The sequence below is a fragment of the Enterocloster aldenensis genome (genome assembly GCF_003434055.1).
In the GTDB taxonomy this organism is placed as follows: domain Bacteria; phylum Bacillota; class Clostridia; order Lachnospirales; family Lachnospiraceae; genus Enterocloster; species Enterocloster aldenensis.
On record NZ_QVEX01000021.1, the window covers coordinates 1 to 20,756 of the forward strand.

Consider the following 20,756-nt stretch of genomic DNA (forward strand, 5'->3'; position numbering starts at 1 on the left):
AGTGTGCTTTTCAGTACACCCCAACATTCAGTATAGAACCTCTTTTCTTTTGGCCGGATCTATGCTAAACTATAACTCATATGGAAGGAGAAGAGAACCAATGGCATTTACCCACTTACATGTCCATACGGAATACAGCCTGTTAGACGGCTCCTGCAAGATCAAGGAGCTGACGGCCAGGGCCAAAGAACTTGGGATGGACAGCATGGCTGTTACGGACCACGGTGTGATGTATGGTGTGATTGATTTTTATAAAGCTGCAAAGGAAGCAGGTATTAAGCCTATTCTTGGCTGTGAGGTCTATGTGGCGCCGAACTCCCGCTTTGACAGGGAGACGGTCAGCGGTGAGGACAGGTACTATCATCTGGTGCTTCTGGCAGAGGACAACCAGGGATATGAGAACCTGATGAAGATTGTGTCCAAGGGATTTGTGGATGGTTTTTATTATAAACCCAGGGTGGATTATGAGGTGCTTGCCAAGTACCACCAGGGGGTGATTGCACTGAGCGCCTGCCTGGCCGGCGAGGTGCAGAGATATCTTACCAGGGGCATGTACGAGGAGGCTGTGCGGGCAGCCGGACGGTATGTGGACATATTTGGACAGGACAACTTTTTCCTGGAACTGCAGGACCATGGGCTGCCCGACCAGAAACTGGTCAATCAGGGACTGATGCGCATGAGCAGGGAGACAGGGCTTGAACTGGTGGCCACCAATGATATCCACTATACGTTTGCAGAGGATGAGAAGGCCCACGATATACTGCTGTGCATCCAGACCGGCAAGAAGGTGGAGGATGAGGACCGCATGCGCTATGAGGGCGGGCAGTACTACTGCAAGTCCGAGGAGGAGATGAAGGCACTGTTCCCCTATGCGCCCCAGGCCCTGGAGAACACCCACAAGATAGCACAGCGGTGCAATGTGGAGATTGAGTTCGGTGTGACCAAGCTTCCCAAATACGAAGTGCCGGAAGGCTTTGATTCCTGGAGTTATCTGAACCATCTGTGCCGCGAGGGTTTTAAGACAAGATACCCGGAGGATGACGGTACCTTAAGCAGCCGTCTGGATTATGAGCTGGACACCATCCGTACCATGGGATATGTGGACTATTTCCTGATTGTCTGGGATTTCATCAATTATGCCCGCTCCCAGGATATCATGGTAGGACCGGGGCGCGGTTCTGCGGCCGGAAGCGTGGTGTCCTATACCCTGGGAATCACCAATATTGACCCGGTGCGCTATAACCTCCTGTTTGAACGTTTCCTGAACCCGGAGAGGGTGTCCATGCCGGATATTGATATTGATTTCTGTTATGAACGGCGCCAGGAAGTCATAGACTATGTGGTACGCAAGTACGGTAAGGACCAGGTGGTCCAGATTGTCACCTTCGGTACCCTGGCAGCCAAGGGCGTGGTCAGGGATGTGGGAAGGGTGCTGGGCCTGCCCTATTCCATGTGCGACACCATTGCCAAGATGATACCGGGCGATTTGGGAATGACCCTTGATAAGGCATTGATGATGAATCCGGATTTAAAAAAGGCGTATAATGAAGACCAGCAGGTGCGTTACCTGATTGATATGTCAAAGCGTCTGGAAGGCCTGCCGAGGCATACATCCATGCATGCCGCAGGCGTGGTGATCGGCAGCCGCTCCATTGATGAGTTCGTACCCCTTTCCAGGGCAAGCGACGGTACGATTACCACCCAGTTCACTATGACCACCATAGAGGAACTGGGACTTCTGAAAATGGATTTCCTGGGCCTGCGTACCCTTACCGTCATCCAGAATGCGGTGCGGTTGGCTGAGAAGGATTATGGCATAAGCATTGATATAGACCAGATTGATTTTAACGACAGGCAGGTCCTGGAGTCCATTGGGACCGGAAGGACAGAAGGCGTGTTCCAGCTGGAAAGCGCCGGGATGAAAAGCTTCATGAAGGAGCTTAAGGCGGAGAACCTGGAGGATATCATTGCAGGAATCTCCCTGTACCGTCCAGGTCCCATGGATTTCATACCAAGGTACCTGAAAGGCAAGAACGACAAGGGGTCCATTACCTATGAGTGCCCCCAGCTGGAACATATATTAAGCCCCACCTACGGCTGTATCGTATACCAGGAGCAGGTCATGCAGATCGTGCGTGACTTGGCCGGATACACCATGGGACGGAGCGACCTGGTGCGCAGGGCCATGAGTAAGAAGAAGACCTCGGTCATGGAAAAGGAACGCCATAATTTCGTGTACGGCAATGAGGAGGAGGGCGTTAAGGGCTGTGTGAAGAATGGGATTGATGAGAAGACGGCCAACCACATCTACGATGAGATGATTGACTTTGCAAAATATGCATTTAACAAGTCCCATGCAGCCGCGTACGCCGTGGTATCCTATCAGACCGCCTACCTTAAGTATTACTATCCCCGTGAGTTCATGGCTGCGCTTATGACGTCGGTCATGGACAATGTTGGCAAGTTTTCCGAATATGTCCTTACCTGCCGCCGGATGATGGGAATCCCGGTGCTGCCCCCGGATATCAATGAGGGGGAGAGCGGCTTTTCCGTGTCAGGGGATGCAATCCGCTATGGGCTTTCCGCCATTAAGAGCGTGGGCAAGCCGGTTGTGGATGTAATCCTTGCAGAGCGTGGGAAGGGCGGGCCCTTCCGTTCCATGGAAGACTTTGTGGGCCGTATGTCCATGAAGGAGGTCAACAAGAGGACGCTGGAGAACTTTATCAAATCCGGCGCCCTGGACACACTGCCAGGCACCAGGCGGCAGAAGATGGCGGTGGCGCCCACCATGCTGGAGGAAAAGGCCAGGGAGCGCAAATCCATGTTTGAGGGCCAGCTGAGTCTGTTTGACATTGCCGGCGATGAGGCCAGGGACGAGTTTCAGATTACCTTTCCCGATGTGGGGGAATACTCCAAAGAGGAGCTGCTTGCTTTTGAGAAGGATATCCTGGGCGTGTACATCAGCGGCCATCCCCTGGATGACTATGAGGATGCCTGGCGCAGGAACATAACCGCCACGTCAGCTGATTTCATGGTGGATGAGGAGACGGAAAAAGCAGGGGTCCAGGACGGGAGCAGGGTCATTATAGGGGGAATGGTTGCCGGAAAGACAGTGAAGACCACCAGGACCAACCAGCTGATGGCGTTCATTACCCTGGAAGACCTTATGGGGTCCGTGGAAGTAATCGTGTTCCCAAAGGATTATGAGGCCAACCGTGAACTGTTTACCGAGGACGCCAAGCTTTTTATCCGCGGCAGGGTTTCCGTTGGCGATGACCCGGTGGGAAAGCTGGTGTGTGAACAGGTGGTGCCCTTTGAGGACACGCCCAAGGAACTGTGGGTCCAGTTTGCGGATAAGGAAGCCTACCGGGAAAGCGAACAGAAGCTGCTTTCCCAGCTGAAGTCCAGCGAGGGAAAGGACAGGGTGGTCATTTATCTCCAGAAGGAACGGGCCAAAAAGATGCTCCCCCCCTCCTGGAACGTCCATGTCACGGACCAGCTTTTACAAGGGCTGCAGCATGAACTTGGTGAAAAAAATGTCAAAGTGGTAGAAAAAGGTCTTGAAAAGCTGGTAAAAATGCATTAGAATAGCGTTGGGCATAAAATGAGAGAATGAATAAGAGTGACATTGCGCGGGCGGTGGACGCAGGCGCTTAATACAAGGAGGTAAATTGCTATGGCAAAGGCAGTGAAGACCATTGGAGTACTTACAAGCGGCGGGGATGCGCCGGGAATGAACGCGGCAATCCGCGCAGTGGTTCGTGCGGCAATTAACAAGGGACTTAAGGTAAAGGGAATCATGCGCGGCTACGCAGGACTTCTGGAAGAGGAAATCGTGGATATGGAGTCCACCAGCGTATCGGACACTATCAACAAGGGCGGTACCATACTTTACACAGCCAGATGCAAGGAGTTTACTACACCGGAAGGCCAGCAGCAGGGCGCTGAAATCTGCCGTAAGCATGGAATCGACGGCATTGTGGTGATTGGCGGCGACGGTTCCTTCCGCGGCGCTGGCAAGCTTTCCGCCCTTGGAATCAATACAATCGGACTTCCGGGAACCATTGACCTGGACATTGCATGTACGGATTACACCATTGGTTTTGACACGGCTGTCAACACGGCCATGGAGGCCATTGACAAGATCCGTGACACCTCCACTTCCCATGAGCGGTGCAGTATCGTTGAAGTGATGGGAAGGAACGCGGGTTATCTTGCGCTGTGGTGCGGCATTGCCAACGGCGCTGAGGATATCCTTCTTCCGGAACGGTATGACGGAGATGAACAGGCGCTCATCAACAGGATCATCGACAACCGCAGACGGGGCAAGAAGCACAATATCATCATTAATGCCGAGGGAATCGGACATTCCGGCTCCATGGCAAAACGTATTGAGGCAGCCACCGGGATTGAGACAAGGGCCACCATCCTGGGACACATGCAGAGAGGCGGCACGCCTACCTGTAAGGACAGGGTTTATGCTTCCATCATGGGCGCCAGGGCAGCCGAACTTCTGGCGGAAGGCAAGAGCAACCGTCTGGTGGCGTATAAGCACGGCGAATTCGTTGATTATGATATCCAGGAAGCGCTGAACATGAAAAAGGACATTCCGGAAGAGCAGTATGAGGTTGCGAAGCTGCTCATAAGGTAAGGAGCGCTGCGGCAGTGTATCCATAATGCAGGGCACTGGCTGCATCCGAATATAGAATGAATGGAAAGTCCGCGCCTGCGGTAGGTTATCTCCTCCGGGGCAGCGGACTTTTGTGGAGAGATGAGATGATGGATACAAAGGTGCTCTGCGGAGCCAATTCCTATGAACAGAAGTATTATTTTAACCAGGAATTCAGTTCACTGCCCCAGTCCGTTAAGGATGAACTGCACATCATGTGCGTTCTTTATACAGAGGATGTGGGGGGAATCCTGACCCTGGAGTTTGATGACAGCGGGACCCTGGAGTTCAAGGTAACGGCTCCCGAGGAGGATTACCTGTTTGATGAAATCGGCAGTGTCCTTAAGATTAAGCAGTACCAGGAAGAAAAAAGGGAGATGCTTGAATCACTGGAACTGTATTACAGGACGTTTTTCCTGGGGGAAGACCTGGACCTGGATGAGGAAGGATAGATGGAACTGAGGATAGGAAACACCATTCTTGAAAATAATGTAATACTGGCACCCATGGCAGGAGTGACGGACCTGCCATTTCGTTTGCTCTGCCGTGAACAGGGGGCCGGATGTGTGGTGACGGAGATGGTCAGTGCAAAGGCCATCCTGTACAATAACAGGAATACAAAGGAACTGATGCAGATACACCCACAGGAACGCCCCGCGGCCATCCAGCTCTTTGGATCGGACCCGGATATCATGGCTCAGATTGCTGCCAGGATTGAGGACGGCCCATATGATTTCATCGATGTGAACATGGGGTGTCCCGTGCCTAAGGTGGTGAATAACGGCGAAGGCTCCGCCCTTATGAAAAACCCCAAACAGGCAGAAAAGGTCCTTTCCGCCATGGTGAAGGCGGTAAAGAAACCGGTTACGGTCAAGTTCCGCAAGGGATTCAATGACACCAGCGTCAACGCGGTGGAGTTTGCAAAAATGGCTGAGGGCAGCGGCGTGGCGGCAGTGGCTGTCCATGGCAGGACAAGGGAACAGTATTATTCAGGAAAGGCGGACTGGGATATCATACGCCAGGTAAAGGAGGCGGTGAAGATTCCGGTGATTGGGAACGGGGACATCTTCACGCCTCAGGATGCCGGGCGCATGATGGAGGAAACTGGCTGCGATGGAATCATGGTGGCCAGGGGAGCGAAGGGGAATCCGTGGATTATCAGGCGCATCAACCATTACCTGGACACGGGGGAAATCCTTCCAGGACCTTCTATAGAAGAGATACAGGCAATGATCCTGCGTCACGGACATATGCTGGCAGCGTACAAGGGTGAGCAGACTGCCATGCGTGAGATGCGGGGGCACGTGGCCTGGTACACCAAGGGAATGCCCCATTCGGCTGCCCTCAGAAATGAAATCAACCAGGTGGAAACACTGAAAGGGCTGGCAGGACTTCTCAATCAGGCCGTGCCGTCAAACCCGCTATCAATTCCAGGTTGAAAAGATGGAAACCATTCTTGACAATAGCCATATTTTCTTATATAATACACTGAATGTGTGGATAGTAAGACAGATACTTAAGTGAAAACAAACATAAATCAAAGAATCAAAAGGAAGGAAGCAGGTAAAATGGCGGATAAGAAACACATATTGACATATGCCGGACTCAAACAGTATGAGGATGAACTGCAGAATCTGAAGGTTGTCAAAAGAAAAGAAGTAGCACAGAAGATTAAGGAAGCTAGGGAGCAGGGAGACCTGTCTGAGAACGCGGAGTATGACGCTGCCAAGGATGAGCAGAGGGATATTGAACTGCGTATCGAAGAACTGGAAAAGCTGCTTAAGAACGCAGAAGTGGTTGTGGAGGATGAGATAGACCTTGACAAAATCAACATCGGATGTAAGGTAAAGCTTCTGGATGTAGAATATGATGAGGAGATGGAATTCTATATCGTAGGTTCCACAGAAGCCAACAGCCTGCAGAATAAGATAAGCAATGAGTCACCGGTAGGCCGTGCCCTGATTGGCAAGGTTGTGGGTGACTGCGTTGAAGTGGAGACACAGGCAGGTGATATCCAGTATAAGGTGCTGGAAATCCAGAGGGTTTCATAAGGAAAACCATTGATAGAATAGATGAACGCAGGAGGAGCGCGAGACGTGGGAGATCAGCAGAAGGTTAACCAGGCAGAACAGGATTTGAATCATGTGCTGAAGGCCAGGCGGGATAAGCTGGCAGAGCTTCAGGCAGCTGGAAAGGACCCTTTCCAGATCACAAAATATGATGTGACTGCCCACAGCATGGATGTGAAAGACAATTACGGGCAGTGGGAAGGGAAGGAAGCAGCCATCGCAGGCCGTATGATGTTCAAGCGCGTCATGGGTAAGGCTTCTTTCTGCAATATACAGGATTTAAAAGGCAGTATCCAGGTCTATGTTGCCCGTGACAGCGTGGGGGAAGAGACTTATAAGGATTTTAAGAAGATGGACATCGGAGATGTGGCCGGCATCAGGGGAACTGTGTTTACCACCAAGACAGGCGAGATTTCCATCCATGCCACGGAGGTGACCCTTCTCTCCAAAAGCCTTCAGGTGCTTCCTGAGAAGTTCCATGGACTGACAGACACGGATATGCGTTACCGCCAGCGTTACGTGGATTTAATCATGAATGCGGAGGTCAAGGATACCTTCATCAAGCGTTCCAAAATCCTTGCCGCCATCCGCAGGTATCTGGGAGGGGAAGGCTTCATGGAAGTGGAGACCCCCATGCTGGTTGCCAATGCGGGCGGCGCTGCCGCAAGACCTTTTGAAACCCACTTCAATGCGCTGGATGAGGATTTAAAGCTGCGCATTTCACTGGAGCTTTACTTAAAGAGGCTGATTGTAGGCGGGCTTGAAAGGGTATATGAGATTGGACGTGTGTTCCGCAACGAGGGACTGGACACCAGGCACAACCCGGAGTTCACCCTGATGGAACTGTATCAGGCATATACGGATTACCATGGCATGATGGACCTGACAGAGAACCTGTACCGTTTTGTGGCCCAGGAGGTACTGGGGACCACCACCATTACCTATAACGGGATTCAGATGGATTTAGGGAAGCCATTTGAGCGTATCACCATGGTAGACGCCGTGAAGAAGTATTCAGGCGTGGACTTTAGCCAGATCCATACCCTGGAAGAAGCCAGGGCCGCCGCCAGGGAAAAGCATGTGGAGTTTGAGGGGCGCCATAAGAAGGGCGATATCCTGAACCTTTTCTTTGAGGAGTTTGTGGAAGAGCATCTGGTCCAGCCCACCTTTGTCATGGACCATCCCATTGAGATTTCACCGCTGACCAAGAAGAAACCGGAAAATCCGGAGTATGTGGAGCGTTTCGAGTTCTTTATGAACGGCTGGGAGATGGCTAATGCCTATTCTGAACTGAATGACCCCATTGACCAGAGGGAGCGTTTCAAGGCCCAGGAAGAACTGCTGGCCCAGGGGGATGAGGAAGCAAACCATACGGATGAGGATTTCATCAATGCCCTGGAAGTGGGTATGCCTCCCACAGGCGGTATCGGGTTTGGGATTGACCGTATGTGCATGCTTCTGACGGACTCAGCGGCAATCAGGGATGTATTGCTGTTCCCAACAATGAAGACACTGGGTGGTTCTGATAGTGGGAAAAAGGCAGAAAAAGTTGTTTCGGTAGAAGGAAGGGCAGAGGAAAAAAAGGCAGAAAAAATTGATTTTTCCAACGTGAAAATCGAGCCGCTGTTTGAGGAAATGGTGGATTTTGAGACCTTTGCAAAGTCCGATTACCGTGCTGTAAAGATAAAAGACTGTGTTGCAGTACCGAAGAGCAAGAAACTTCTCCAGTTTACCTTAGACGATGGCTCTGGCACGGACCGCACGATTTTAAGCGGGATTCATGAATATTATGAGCCGGAAGAGCTGATTGGGAAGACGTCCATTGCCATTGTAAACCTGCCTCCGCGCAAGATGATGGGAATTGATTCCTGCGGTATGCTGATTTCTGCGGTACATGAAGAGGACGGAGCAGAAGGACTTCATCTCCTGCTGGTGGACGACCATATACCGGCAGGCGCAAAGTTATATTAAGAAGCTGTTTGATGATTCATCCGGGAACTTGTTCCTGATAAGCGGTAAGAGGACATTTCTAAGAAGATTTTAGAAATGTCCTTTTTGCATTGGCTGTTACGTGGTATAATATATATGTTTGTCTTAAGTGAAGCTGATAAAAGGGGGGTATCGATGAAAAGACGCATAAAAACAGGGATTTTCATATCGGGAGCCTTATCCGCAGCCCTCCTTTCAGGCTGTGGAGCCGGGAACCAGGTGGTGGATTACGGGAAAACCCAGGAAGAACCTGTGACAATTACTTTTTTTGGAAATAAATATGAAACGGAAAATGTGATTGTTATTGAAGAAATCATTACCGGTTTCATGAAGGAAAACCCGGATGTACGTGTCTCCTATGAAAGCCTGAAGGGCACGGAATATTACGATGCCCTCAGCAAGCGCATGGAGGCCGGTAAAGGGGATGATATCTTCATGGTGAATCATGATGCGGTGTTGGAACTGCGGGATAAGGGACAGCTGGCAGACCTATCTGCGGTCAGTACGCTTTCCAACTATACGGAAAGCATGCTCAGCCAGATGGAGGAAGACGGGGAGATATACTGGCTGCCCACCACCGTTTCCGTATTTGGCCTTTATTGCAATATGGACCTGTTAAAGGAACATAAGCAGAAGATACCGGAAAACCTTGGGGAGTGGGAGGATACCTGCGGTTATTTTCTTTCACGGGGCATAACACCAGTCATTGCCAATAATGATATCTCCTTAAAAACCCTGGCAATCGGCAGGGGATTTTATGACGTATACCAGGAAAAACGTCAGGCGGAAGTGTTTGAACGCCTGAACAGCGGGCAGGAACCCGTCAGCAGGTATCTGGAGCCTGGTTTTTCCCTTGCAGAGGAACTGATAACCAAAGGTTATGTTGATGCAGGGAAAACCCTTACTACAATGAAAACCTCAGATGACCTGGAGGAATTTATCAAAGGTGTGTCGCCTTTCCTGCTGACCGGTGCATGGGCTGTAGGACGGGTCAAAGGCATGGAACCGGATTTTACGTTCCAGGTGGTCCCTTACCCTGTCCTGGATGAGGGGAATCTTGTGGTCATTAACGCAGACACGCGCCTGAGCATCAATGCTGACAGTGATTACCCGGAGGAGGCGGTACGGTTTGTGGAGTACTTTACCAGGCCGGAAAATATTCAGAAATTCGCGGACCAGCAGTCATCCTTAAGTCCACTGAAAAACGGGGCGTCTTCATCTGTCGACGAAATTGCCCCCTTGATATCCTGCTACCAGGAAGGCAGGACCGTAATCGGGGCGGACGGATTTCTTGAACTTCCTATATGGAGCCTGACGGCAGAGGTTTCCCAGAAGCTTCTTTCAGGGGAGCCCCTTAAAGCTGTCATGGACTGGATGGATAAACAGGGCATTACAGAAGGAGGAACACCATGACCGACCATGATGGTGTACATATGAAGACAAAAATAATCCTGGCAGTGGTCTGCATTGGCGCTGCGCTTAGTTTTCTTACCGTCCTTTTCGTACAGGATGTGAGCACGCAGCTTTGGGAACAATCTATCCATACAATCATGGAAAGCACAAAACAGGGCTGTACCACATTGCGCATCCAGCTTCAGGAAGCATATGAGGATATGGGAAATGTTGCAGTGGATTTAGAGGGATATTCATTGCAGCAGAAGCAGGAGATTGTGGAAATACTGGAACACTCCGCCCAATCACGTCATGGTACAGAGCTTTATCTTTCCGATGGTACCTGCCTGTCCGGATATGGAGTATGGGATCAGGCGGTTGGAAAACAGATTTTTGGACAGCAGAGGAAAAGCGGGATTGTCAACCCGCACATAAGCAGCGTGACAGGAGTCAATGTCTTTAACCTGTACATTCAGGTCCTCCTGGCTGACGGCACAAAAGCTTATCTGGTTAAGGAGTATGAAGTGGATACCATTGTGGACAGCTTCAGCCTTTCATTCTATGATAATGCAGGTTTCTCCTATGTTGTCAATACAAAAGGGGACATATTAATCCGGTCCCCACATCCCGGAAGCAATAAAACCGTGAGGAACCTTTTTGACATGCTGGATGTGCCGCAGAATGCACCAGCACAGATGGAAGCGTTCAGACAGGCCCTGGAAAACTCCGGGAATGGCTGGGCAGTGTTCACATACCAGGGAGAAAAGACCGTATTCTGCTTCATACCGCTTCAGCTGCAGTCTGACTGGTATCTGGTATCAATCATCCCGAAGGATACCGTGAATGAGCAGACCCATGAAATCCTCATGCGTGCCCTGACCCTGATGGCCAGCATCATATTGGGGATATCAATCCTGGCCGCCTTTTATATCCGCTATGTGAGACGGACCAATAAGCGGCTTATGGACCAGGCCGCCTACATCGGACATCTGTATAACGCTGTGCCGGAAGGCATTGCCCTGATTACCGTGGAAGAACCCAACCGGATCATCCAGCTTAACAGGGAGGGGATGGGACTGCTGGGCTATCCGGACGGGACCTCCGATGACGCTGTATCCGGACGGAACCTCCGTGAAGTCATACATCCGGATGATTATGAGGACATGGACCGCCTCTTTGACCAGTCGTCAACAGAAGGTGGCAAGGCCGGTTTTGAAAAGCGCATGCTGAAAAACAGCGGGGAAGTTTTCTGGGGAGCAGGTATTCTGGAGAAGACAATGGATGAAAACGGAACCCCTGTCTTAATTGTAACCTTCCATGATATAACGGCTGAGAAACTGGAGAAGGAAGCTGCGGAACGCGACAAACTCCAGGAACGCATTACATTGGTGGGGGCCATCTCCAATGCTTATCCGGTAATCATACGCCTGAACCTGACCAGGGACACCCTGAATTTCATCTATGTCAGACAGGGGCTTATGACAGACCTGGGAAGCCAGGAAACATACAGTCAGCTTTATGAGGACTTTTCATCCGGCGTTCACCCTGATAACCGGATGGAATACGCAAGCCGTTTTTCACTGGAATCCCTGCGTGAAAGCCTGGTCCATAATAAGAATGAGGTATTCCTGGAATCAAAGCATCTGCTGACAGATGGGGAGTATCACTGGATATCCACCCAGATTATTTATGTGGATAACCCATATTCAGATGATATGCTGGCCATCCTTATTTCCCGTCGCATTGACGAACAGCGCCATGAAGAGGAACAGCAGCGGCTGGCCCTTAAAAGCGCCCTGGACAGCGCCAAGGCGGCAAGCAATGCAAAGAGCCGGTTTCTTTCTAACATGAGCCATGATATACGGACCCCCATGAATGCCATCATAGGAATGACGGCAATTGCAGCCGCACACATTGACGACCGGGACAGGGTGCTGGAATGCCTGAAGAAGATTAATCTTTCAGGAAAACATCTCTTAAGCCTGATTAACGATGTCCTGGACATGTCAAAGATAGAGAACGGAAAACTCTCAATCAGGGAAGAACCCTTTAATTTCCCTGAACTGGTAGCAGATGCGGCCGGGCTTATACATTTACAGGCAAATGCAGGCAGGCTTGCCATGGATGTCTGTCTTCCGCACATGAAAAATGAAAATGTCATTGGTGACCCCCTCCGTATGCGCCAGGTGTGCATCAATATCCTGAGCAATGCGGTAAAATATACCCCGCCGGGCGGGTTTGTCAAGGTTGAGGCCTGGCAGGAGGATGGTCTGGTCCTGGGTTATGGAAATTTTGTGTTCCGCTGCACGGATACCGGAGTGGGAATGGACCCATCATTTCTGGAACATATCTTCCAGCCCTTTGAACGCGCCCAGGACCATGCCGGCATGAAGGTTGCCGGTACCGGTCTGGGAATGGCCATAACCAAAAACATCATTGATCTTATGAATGGGGATATACAGGTGGAAAGCAGTCCCGGTAAGGGTACCGTATTCACCGTAACCATACCGCTTAAACTGCAGGATGCACCTGAGGAGCAGGTGCCAAAGGCCTGGCTTGGGATAAACAGCCTGATTGTGGATGATGACAGGCAGACCTGCCTCAATGCAGTGGAACTGCTTAAGGATATGGGACTGAGGGCATGCTTTGTCACGGACGGAGAAACAGGTGTAAGGTATGCTGCGGATGCAAAGGACACAAAAGACCCGTATGAACTCATAATCATTGATTGGAAGATGCCTGGTATGGACGGGATTGAAACAACGCGCCGTATCAGGAAGGAAGTGGGGGCGGCAGTACCGGTCATTGTCCTGACCGCTTATGACTGGTCGGAGATAGAGGGCGAGGCCAGAGAGGCAGGAGTCACTGCTTTTATCTCCAAACCCTTTTACCGCTCCAAAATGTGTTACCTGCTCAGGGGATTGGACGGCGGCGCAAACGAGGATAAGAAGCCGGCAGCGCGGCCGGATTATAAAGGGAAACGAATTCTTCTGGCAGAAGACAATGAGATTAACAGGGAGATTGCCGGAACCCTGATTCGGGAGATGGGCATCATGGTTGAGGAGGCTATGGACGGCAGTGAGGCTGTAGAAATGGTGAGGCAGTCAGAGGAAGGATATTATGACTTGATATTCATGGATATCCAGATGCCGGTCATGGACGGATATCAGGCGGCCAAGGTTATACGGGGCCTGGAACGCGGGGATGCATGCCATATGCCCATTATTGCCATGACTGCCAATGCTTTTGAGGAAGATGTGAGGGAGGCCATGAGGGCCGGTATGAATGCACATTTTTCAAAGCCCATTGACCTGGATGCATTGGAAGCCCTGCTCTCCAAATACCTGAGTGGGGAAAGCGGCAAATAGAACGGGCGCCGGAATAAATTCCCGGCGCCTGTTCTTTTTAAGGAAACAATTCTTCCAGTTCCTTACAAAAACATAAAAATTAATTTAAGGTGTCGCAAAACATAAAAACTTGTGGTATACTAAATTGATATGTTATGAGATTCTTAAGGAGTGCCTATGCTGAACGAAGAAAAGGTCAGATATATGACGGAATTGGCCATATTTGAAAAGAACGAAGGCAAGAAGATATTCCCTATTAACCGCTATTTTAAAAAAGATTATGTAGGCGGACAGATGTTCCGCTCATTTTTTGGGTATACCTTCTGTTATTGTCTTCTGCTTCTGATGTGGGTTCTCTATAAACTGGACGAGCTGCTGAATGATATGAGTATTGACGAGATCCTCCGCGCCGGTGAACGCTGGGGAATCATCTATGTGGCCGGCCTGGCGGTTTACCTGTTTATTACCTGGATTGTGTATGCCAAGCGGTATGATTACGCATCCCGTTCCCAGACCATGTACGCTTCCAAGCTTAAGCACCTGCTGAAGCGCTACGATAAGGACAGGACTGACCGAATGAGGGATAACAGAGGAGGAAGGGCCAGATGACAAGTCTTCTGCTATGGAAAGAGCAATTAAAGCAATTTTATAATAAGTACAGTTATGGCGTACAGCCGGTCATCCGTTTCCTGTTTGCGCTGTGCACGTTCCTGAGCCTGAATGCCAATATCGGATATATGAACAAGCTTAAGAACCCCCTGGTAATCATCCTGGTATGCCTGGTAAGTTCCCTGCTGCCCTACGGTGCCATTGTGTTCCTGGCAGCCTGCCTTCTTGTGGCCCATGTCTATGCGGTGTCGCTGGAGATGGCGTTGATTACGCTGGTGCTTATATTGACCGTGGCAATCCTTTACTATGGCTTCAAGCCGGGAGACAGCTACCTGATTGTACTAACGCCACTGGCGTTCTTGTTTAAGATTCCCTATGCAATCCCCCTTTTGGTGGGGCTGGGAGGCAGTCTTGCATCCGTAATCCCCGTGGGATGCGGGGTGTTCCTGTATTATCTTGTGATGTATGTAAAGCAGAATGCGGGTATCCTTACCAATGAAGGTTCTGTGGATATTGTACAGAAGTACAGCCAGATCCTTAAGTCCGTCATATTCAACCAGACCATGATGGTCATGATTGCAACCTGTGCCGTGGGCATCATCATCGTGTATCTGATACGCAGGCTGTCCATGGATTATTCCTGGATCATTGCCATCATAGCCGGTTCCGTGGCAGAACTTCTGGTCATTTTCATAGGGGATTTTGTTTTTGGCGTATCCGTGGCAGTGGGGCAGCTGATTCTGGGCATACTATTGTCAACCCTGATTGCAGTGGTGTACAATTTTTTTATCATCACAGTGGATTATACCAGGACGGAATATGTCCAGTTTGAAGATGACGATTATTATTATTACGTGAAGGCAGTGCCCAAGATGAACGTGAGCACACCGGATGTAAAGGTACAGAAAATAAGTTCCAGAAAACGCAGCACAAGGGAGAGAAACGTGTATTAATGAAAAAGATTGATTGCAAGGAGGTGACAGCATGGCAGAAATGCTAGAACAGATGTCATCATGGCTGACTCTGTTGCCAAGGATATCACTTGGGAATATTCTGGAGATTGTGATTATCTCCTTCCTGGTGTATGAGATCCTTGTATGGATTAAGAATACCAGGGCATGGAACCTGTTAAAGGGCCTGCTGGTTATCCTGATGTTTGTGGTATTTGCTGCCGTGTTCCACCTGACCGTTATATTATGGATATTAGAAAACACTACAACCATTGCGGTGACAGCCCTGCTGGTAATATTCCAGCCTGAACTGCGCAAGGCCCTGGAACAGCTGGGAAGCCGCAATATACTTTCCAACATCCTTTCCTTTGATGACGGGAAGGACAGCCAGGCTTTCAGCGACAAGACCATCAATGAACTGGTAAGGGCCACCTTTGAGATGGCTAAAGTCAAGACAGGGGCGCTGATGGTAATCGAGAGAGGGTCCTCACTTAAGGAAATCGAGAGGACGGGGATTGAGATTAACGGCCTGGTCACCAGCCAGCTGCTGATAAACATATTTGAACACAACACCCCGCTTCATGACGGCGCGGTTGTCATACGCGGGAACCGTATTACCGCGGCCACCTGTTATCTGCCGCTTTCCGACAACATGACCATCAGCAAGGACCTGGGCACCCGCCACAGGGCAGCGGTGGGGGTCAGCGAGGTGACAGACAGCGTGACGATTGTGGTTTCCGAGGAAACAGGAAGGGTTTCCGTGGCAGAGGAAGGGACTTTGACTAAAATTGCGGATGCGGAAGGATTAAAGAAGATTCTTGCCACCGTTAAGGAGGAAACAGTCTCTTTGAACCGTTTTAAAATATGGAAGGGAAGGCTGAAGAATGGAAAAAAAGCTGTCTAATAACCTTGGGCTTAAAGTCCTTTCTGTCTTCCTGGCATTCTTTGTATGGCTGGCAGTCATGAACATAGCGAATCCAAAAGTAATGCGCAGCCAGGAAGTACCCTTGGAAATCCTCAATGGGGATATCCTTGAATCCAGTGGAAAGACATATGAAGTCATAGGCGACAGGGACACGGTTACTGTTTACTATAAGGTGACTACATCGGATTCCGCCAACATCAAGGCCTCTGATTTCAGGGCTTATATCGATTTGGCAGATGTGTACGAGCCAACGGGCGCGGTGCCGGTTAAACTGGAAGTAAAGAATAACAGCAACAAGCTGGAGTCCGTGGTATCAAAGCCCAGTGTCATCCGGATTGAGACCGAGGATTTACAGCGCAAGCCCTTTAATCTTGAGACCAAGACAGAAGGCGTGACCGAAGACGGATATAATCCCGGCGTGGCCACTGTCTCACCCACGTATATATATGTGAGCGGACCCGTGTCCGTGGTGGGACGGATCAGTTCAGTGGGAATCGTGATTAATGTTGAGGGCGCTAACAGCGACCTGTCAGGCACATTGCCTGTGAGGTGCTTTGACGCCAATAACAATGACCTGACGGACCAGATCGGCGACAGGGTAACCTTCAGCCGCTCTGAGATTGATTATACCCTTCCCATACTGAAGGAGAAGAACCTGAACCTTACCTTTGAGACAGAAGGGACGGTGGCGGACGGTTACCGGTTTACGGGAATTGAGAGCAGCAGGAATTATGTGGAGGTCAAAGGCCTTAAGTCCGATCTGGCCAGGGCGAATTCAGTGACAATCCCAAAGTCCGAGCTGAACATGGATGGGGCAACAGGCGATAAGGAAGTTACCATTGACCTGAACAAGTACCTGCCGGAAGGCGTTGAACTTGCTGACCCGGCTGCCAATGAGATTAAGGTAGTCATTAAGGTGGAGTCCCTGGAGAGCAGGACGTATGAGGTGCCTGTGAGCCAGATTAAACAGGTTGGCGCATCCGGCCAGTATGATTATGAATACGACAGGAAATCACTCAATATAGTAGTAAAGGGGCTGAAGGAAGACCTGGACCAGCTGACGTCCGCAGCAATCCAGGCTGAACTGGATGTAAGCAGCATGGAACCAGGGGACAACATGGGAACTGTAACGCTAGAACTGGGCGATGCTTATGAGCTTGTAAGCGGCAACAGCGTTCTGGTAACAGTCACTGAGAAAGGGCCGTCTGCGCCGGATGGCGAGGCAGAAGAGGATGAAAGCCAGTCCGGGACCAATGAATCCGGGGAATCCGTGAAGGAGACAACCGGGGCATAGGGAATGTCCCGGACATCCATTCCAGCCAACTGCATACCCCGGGGCCTGCCGCCCATCCAGGCCGGCAGCCGCGGTTGCATCAGAATATAGCAGCACTGTACAAAGAGGTGCAGTGCAAAGGAGAGAGGTAACATGGTAAGTGCGACAACCGTTATTAAGAATCCATCCGGCCTGCATCTGAGGCCGGCAGGTATCCTCTGCAAGGAGGCATTGCTCTATAAATCCAAGATATCCTTCAAAATACGGACCACCACGGCCAATGCCAAAAGTGTCCTCAGTGTTCTTGGCGCCTGTGTGAAGTCCGGGGATGAAATCACATTTGTCTGCGAGGGACCGGATGAGGAGGCGGCATTAGCAGCCATGGTGAAGATTGTGGAGGATGGTTTAGGGGAGTAACGGCCTCCATGGTGGGAAATGACCGGAGAGTGACGGCAACCAAAGGTTGTGAGTATAAATGAAAGCAATAAGGAGGTACAAGAGTATGTACAAGGGAACTAGCGCTTCTGCAGGAATCGGGATTGGAAAAGCAGTGATTGTGGAAGAAGCAGAGCTGGTAATCACCAGACAGGCAGTGAGTGATGGGGAAGCAGAAATACAGCGTTTTAAGGGAGCGCTGGAGCAGACCATTAAGGACACGGAGCGTCTGGCAGAAGACCTGGCTGTCAGGGTAGGGGAAAAAGAGGCGGAAATCATGCAGGGCCATATGATGCTGCTGTCCGACCCCATGCTCACAGGGGAGATTGAGAATTCCATTAAGAACGACGGGGTCAACAGTGAGTTTGCCATTGAGAATGTATGCAACATGTATGCGGATATGTTTGCCTCCATGGGAGATGAACTGATGCAGCAGAGGGCCACGGACATGCGTGATATCAAGACGCGGATGCAGCGGGTGCTGATGGGCATCCAGTCCGTGGATATCTCCTCCCTTCCGGCGGGAAGCATCCTTGTTGCAAAGGACCTTACGCCATCCATGACAGCAGGAATCAATCCTGCCAATGTAACGGGCATCGTAACGGAGCTGGGCGGCAGGACAAGCCACAGTGCAATTCTTGCAAGGGCCCTTGAGATTCCGGCCGTGGTGGCTGTGAACAGCTTTATTGAAGGCGTTAAGGACGGGGATGATGTGGTCCTGGACGGCAGTACCGGTGAAGTATATGTGAATCCGGAAGCAGATGTTAAGGCCGGATATGAGGCTAAGAAGGTCCGGTTCCAGGAAGAGAAAAAGGAACTGGAGCAGTTTATCGGCAAGGCTTCTGTGACAAAGGACGGGGTCCGGGTTGAGATTGTGGCTAATATCGGCAAGCCCGAGGATGTGGATAAGGTACTTGAGTATGATGGAGAGGGAATCGGCCTGTTCCGCACCGAGTTCCTGTTTATGGACAGGACTGCCATGCCTACGGAGGATGAGCAGTTTGAGGCCTATAAGAAGGTAGCAGCGGCCATGAACGGCAAGCCTGTCATCATCCGCACCCTGGATATCGGCGGCGATAAGGAAATCCCATACATGGGGCTGGAGAAGGACGAGAACCCATTCCTGGGCTACCGCGCAATCCGTTTCTGCCTTGACCGCAAAGAGGATGTCTATAAGCCGCAGCTGCGCGCCCTGCTGCGCGCCAGCGCTTTTGGCAACATCCGCATCATGGTCCCCCTTGTTACATGTATTGAGGAATACCGTGAGGCAAAGGCATTGGTGGAGGAACTTAAGGCGGAACTGGACAGCAATGGAATTGCATATAACAAGGACATCCAGGTGGGTATCATGGTGGAGACTGCCGCGGCATCCCTGATTGCGGATATCTTTGCAAAAGAGGCTGATTTCTTCAGCATAGGTACCAATGACCTGACCCAGTATACCATGTCGGTGGACAGGGGCAATAAGAAGGTGTCCTACCTGTATTCTACTTTTAACCCTGCTGTGTTAAGGAGCATCAGGCACATCATTGCCTGCGGACGGGAAGCAGGCATCATGGTAGGTATGTGCGGAGAGGCTGCCAGCGACCCGATGATGATCCCGCTGCTTCTTGCATTTGGCCTGAATGAATTCAGCATGAGCGCGTCTGCCATGTTAAAATCCAGGAAGATGGTCATGTCCTACAGCACCAGCGAGCTTCAGGCGGTTGCTGACAAGGCCATGAGTTTTGCAACAGCAGCGGAGACAGAGCAGTATATGAAAGAATTTGTGGAGAATGGAACAGTATAATGCCAGTTTATCTTGTTAGTTATAGTATCAGTTTCATATTGGCCCGGCAGCATTTTTACATGCTGTCTGGGCTGGTTTTAATTATAGCTGCCCTGTGGCTGTATTACAGGGATTATGCGGACAGCGGGAACATCATTCATCTGAGGGGGCTGTTCTGCCTCTTTTTCGTGGGCGGACAGGGGATATCCTGTTTTAAGCTGAGCCGCCTGCAGGGGGATTGGGACAATATGACCTGGCTGTGCCTGGGACTGGCTGTGGTGGCTTTCTGGGGAGTGTTTGAGGTGCTTACAAGGCTGTTTGACGGCTGGAGCGAGGATGATATGGAATCGGTGTACCGGTTCTATGCGTCAGCAGAGTCACCATACCAGGTCAGACGTCTTTTGCAGGCCATGGCAGGGCTGACGGCTGTTTCCTGGCTGGCATTTGCCTTTGAAGCCTGGAAGCTTGGGTTCATACCGCTTTTTTCCTATGGCGTGCCCCATGCGTATTCCTATTTCCATGTGAGCGGCGTCCATTATTTTACGGTGGCCTGTGTGCTGGTGCCCAGTCTTTCCGTGGTCTACAGCCTGATGGTCATGAGGCGGGGCAGGGGAGTGACCAGGTCGGGCGGGTTCTGGCTGTCAATGTGCTTTAACGTGCTGGCCCTGGCCATCCCAGTGCTGTGCGTGTCCAGGTTCCAGCTGATCCTGGCAGTGGGAATGGCGGCTTTTACCTATATTTCCATGGCGGGGAACATTAAGCCTCTTTATGTGGGCATCCTGTTTGCATGCATGGTGCCAGCCTATCTGCTGCTTACCGTGATGCGCAGCCACAGTGTGGAATACCTTAACGGCATATTTGAGATGAAGAACGCCAATATGCCTATTTTCGTCACCCAGCCGTATATGTATATTGCCAACAATTACGACAATTTTAACTGCCTGGTGGAACAGCTTCCATCCCATACATTGGGGCTTAGGATGCTTTTTCCTTTGTGGGCGTTTACCGGGCTTAAGTTCCTGGTGCCGTCGCTGGTGGACTTTCCTTTGTTTGTGACAAAGAAGGAACTGACCACGGTTACCCTGTTCTATGATGCCTATTATGACTTTGGCATTGTCGGGATGGTGCTTTTTGGTGCGCTTCTGGGGGCTGCGTGTTACTACCTGGTGCGGCGCAGGAAGAAGCTTACATGTCCGGCCGGCCATCTGATTTATGCACAGATAGCCATGTATATGATGCTGTCCTTTTTTACAACCTGGTTTTCCAACCCGGCAACCTGGTTTTATCTGGTGGTTACAGGCATGATTTATATATTTGTGAAATCCTGAAA

General features: G+C 50.6%; 15 protein-coding genes. All 15 read left to right on the plus strand.

Annotated features, from left to right (window positions below):
- The first annotated feature begins 100 nt into the window (after nt 1-100).
- The 15 genes from DWX59_RS25160 to DWX59_RS25230 all read left to right on the plus strand — a co-directional run bounded on the left by DWX59_RS25160 (nt 101) and on the right by DWX59_RS25230 (nt 20,754).
- Nucleotides 101-3,586 carry a DNA polymerase III subunit alpha gene (locus DWX59_RS25160; RefSeq protein ID WP_117562811.1) on the plus strand — a complete coding sequence of 1,162 codons (3,486 nt, stop codon included), beginning with the start codon at nt 101-103 and terminating at the stop codon, nt 3,584-3,586.
- A 90-nt stretch (nt 3,587-3,676) separates the two neighbouring features.
- Nucleotides 3,677-4,651, plus strand: coding sequence for a 6-phosphofructokinase (gene pfkA / locus DWX59_RS25165; RefSeq protein ID WP_117562814.1), 975 nt, complete (start codon nt 3,677-3,679; stop codon nt 4,649-4,651).
- A 125-nt stretch (nt 4,652-4,776) separates the two neighbouring features.
- Nucleotides 4,777-5,121, plus strand: a complete 345-nt coding sequence (locus DWX59_RS25170) for a DUF6145 family protein (RefSeq protein ID WP_117562816.1) — start codon at nt 4,777-4,779, stop codon at nt 5,119-5,121.
- Nucleotides 5,122-6,108, plus strand: a complete 987-nt coding sequence (dusB, locus tag DWX59_RS25175; RefSeq protein ID WP_117562819.1) for a tRNA dihydrouridine synthase DusB — start codon at nt 5,122-5,124, stop codon at nt 6,106-6,108.
- A 129-nt stretch (nt 6,109-6,237) separates the two neighbouring features.
- Nucleotides 6,238-6,720: a transcription elongation factor GreA gene (gene greA, locus DWX59_RS25180; RefSeq protein WP_008716565.1), complete on the plus strand. Its 483-nt coding sequence runs from the start codon at nt 6,238-6,240 to the stop codon at nt 6,718-6,720.
- A 45-nt stretch (nt 6,721-6,765) separates the two neighbouring features.
- Nucleotides 6,766-8,709, plus strand: coding sequence for a lysine--tRNA ligase (gene lysS, locus DWX59_RS25185; RefSeq protein ID WP_117562822.1), 1,944 nt, complete (start codon nt 6,766-6,768; stop codon nt 8,707-8,709).
- 153 nt (nt 8,710-8,862) lie between these two features.
- Nucleotides 8,863-10,140, plus strand: coding sequence for an ABC transporter substrate-binding protein (locus tag DWX59_RS25190; RefSeq protein ID WP_117562824.1), 1,278 nt, complete (start codon nt 8,863-8,865; stop codon nt 10,138-10,140).
- Nucleotides 10,137-13,487 (plus strand): response regulator, encoded by a 3,351-nt coding sequence (locus tag DWX59_RS25195; protein ID WP_235845181.1) that lies wholly within the window; start codon nt 10,137-10,139, stop codon nt 13,485-13,487. The genes DWX59_RS25190 and DWX59_RS25195 overlap by 4 nt, the downstream gene beginning before the upstream one ends.
- 156 nt (nt 13,488-13,643) lie before the next feature.
- Complete coding sequence (locus DWX59_RS25200; RefSeq protein ID WP_117562826.1) at nt 13,644-14,075, plus strand: hypothetical protein; 432 nt, start codon at nt 13,644-13,646, stop codon at nt 14,073-14,075.
- A complete protein-coding gene (locus DWX59_RS25205; protein WP_117562829.1) occupies nt 14,072-15,028 on the plus strand; it encodes an ABC transporter permease in 957 nt (318 codons plus the stop codon). Before DWX59_RS25200 ends, DWX59_RS25205 begins: the two co-directional genes overlap by 4 nt.
- 31 nt (nt 15,029-15,059) lie before the next feature.
- Nucleotides 15,060-15,929, plus strand: a complete 870-nt coding sequence (cdaA, locus tag DWX59_RS25210) for a diadenylate cyclase CdaA (RefSeq protein WP_117562831.1) — start codon at nt 15,060-15,062, stop codon at nt 15,927-15,929.
- Nucleotides 15,910-17,244: a CdaR family protein gene (locus tag DWX59_RS25215; RefSeq protein WP_117562833.1), complete on the plus strand. Its 1,335-nt coding sequence runs from the start codon at nt 15,910-15,912 to the stop codon at nt 17,242-17,244. Before cdaA ends, DWX59_RS25215 begins: the two co-directional genes overlap by 20 nt.
- 132 nt (nt 17,245-17,376) lie before the next feature.
- Entirely contained in the window at nt 17,377-17,640 is a 264-nt protein-coding gene (locus DWX59_RS25220) for an HPr family phosphocarrier protein (RefSeq protein ID WP_008716550.1), read from the plus strand.
- 85 nt (nt 17,641-17,725) lie between these two features.
- A complete protein-coding gene (gene ptsP / locus DWX59_RS25225) occupies nt 17,726-19,447 on the plus strand; it encodes a phosphoenolpyruvate--protein phosphotransferase (RefSeq protein ID WP_117562835.1) in 1,722 nt (573 codons plus the stop codon).
- The gene (locus tag DWX59_RS25230; protein WP_117562838.1) at nt 19,447-20,754 is read left to right on the plus strand and encodes an O-antigen polymerase; all 1,308 of its coding nucleotides are present in this window, start codon (nt 19,447-19,449) and stop codon (nt 20,752-20,754) included. Before ptsP ends, DWX59_RS25230 begins: the two co-directional genes overlap by 1 nt.
- The last annotated feature ends 2 nt before the right edge of the window (nt 20,755-20,756 follow it).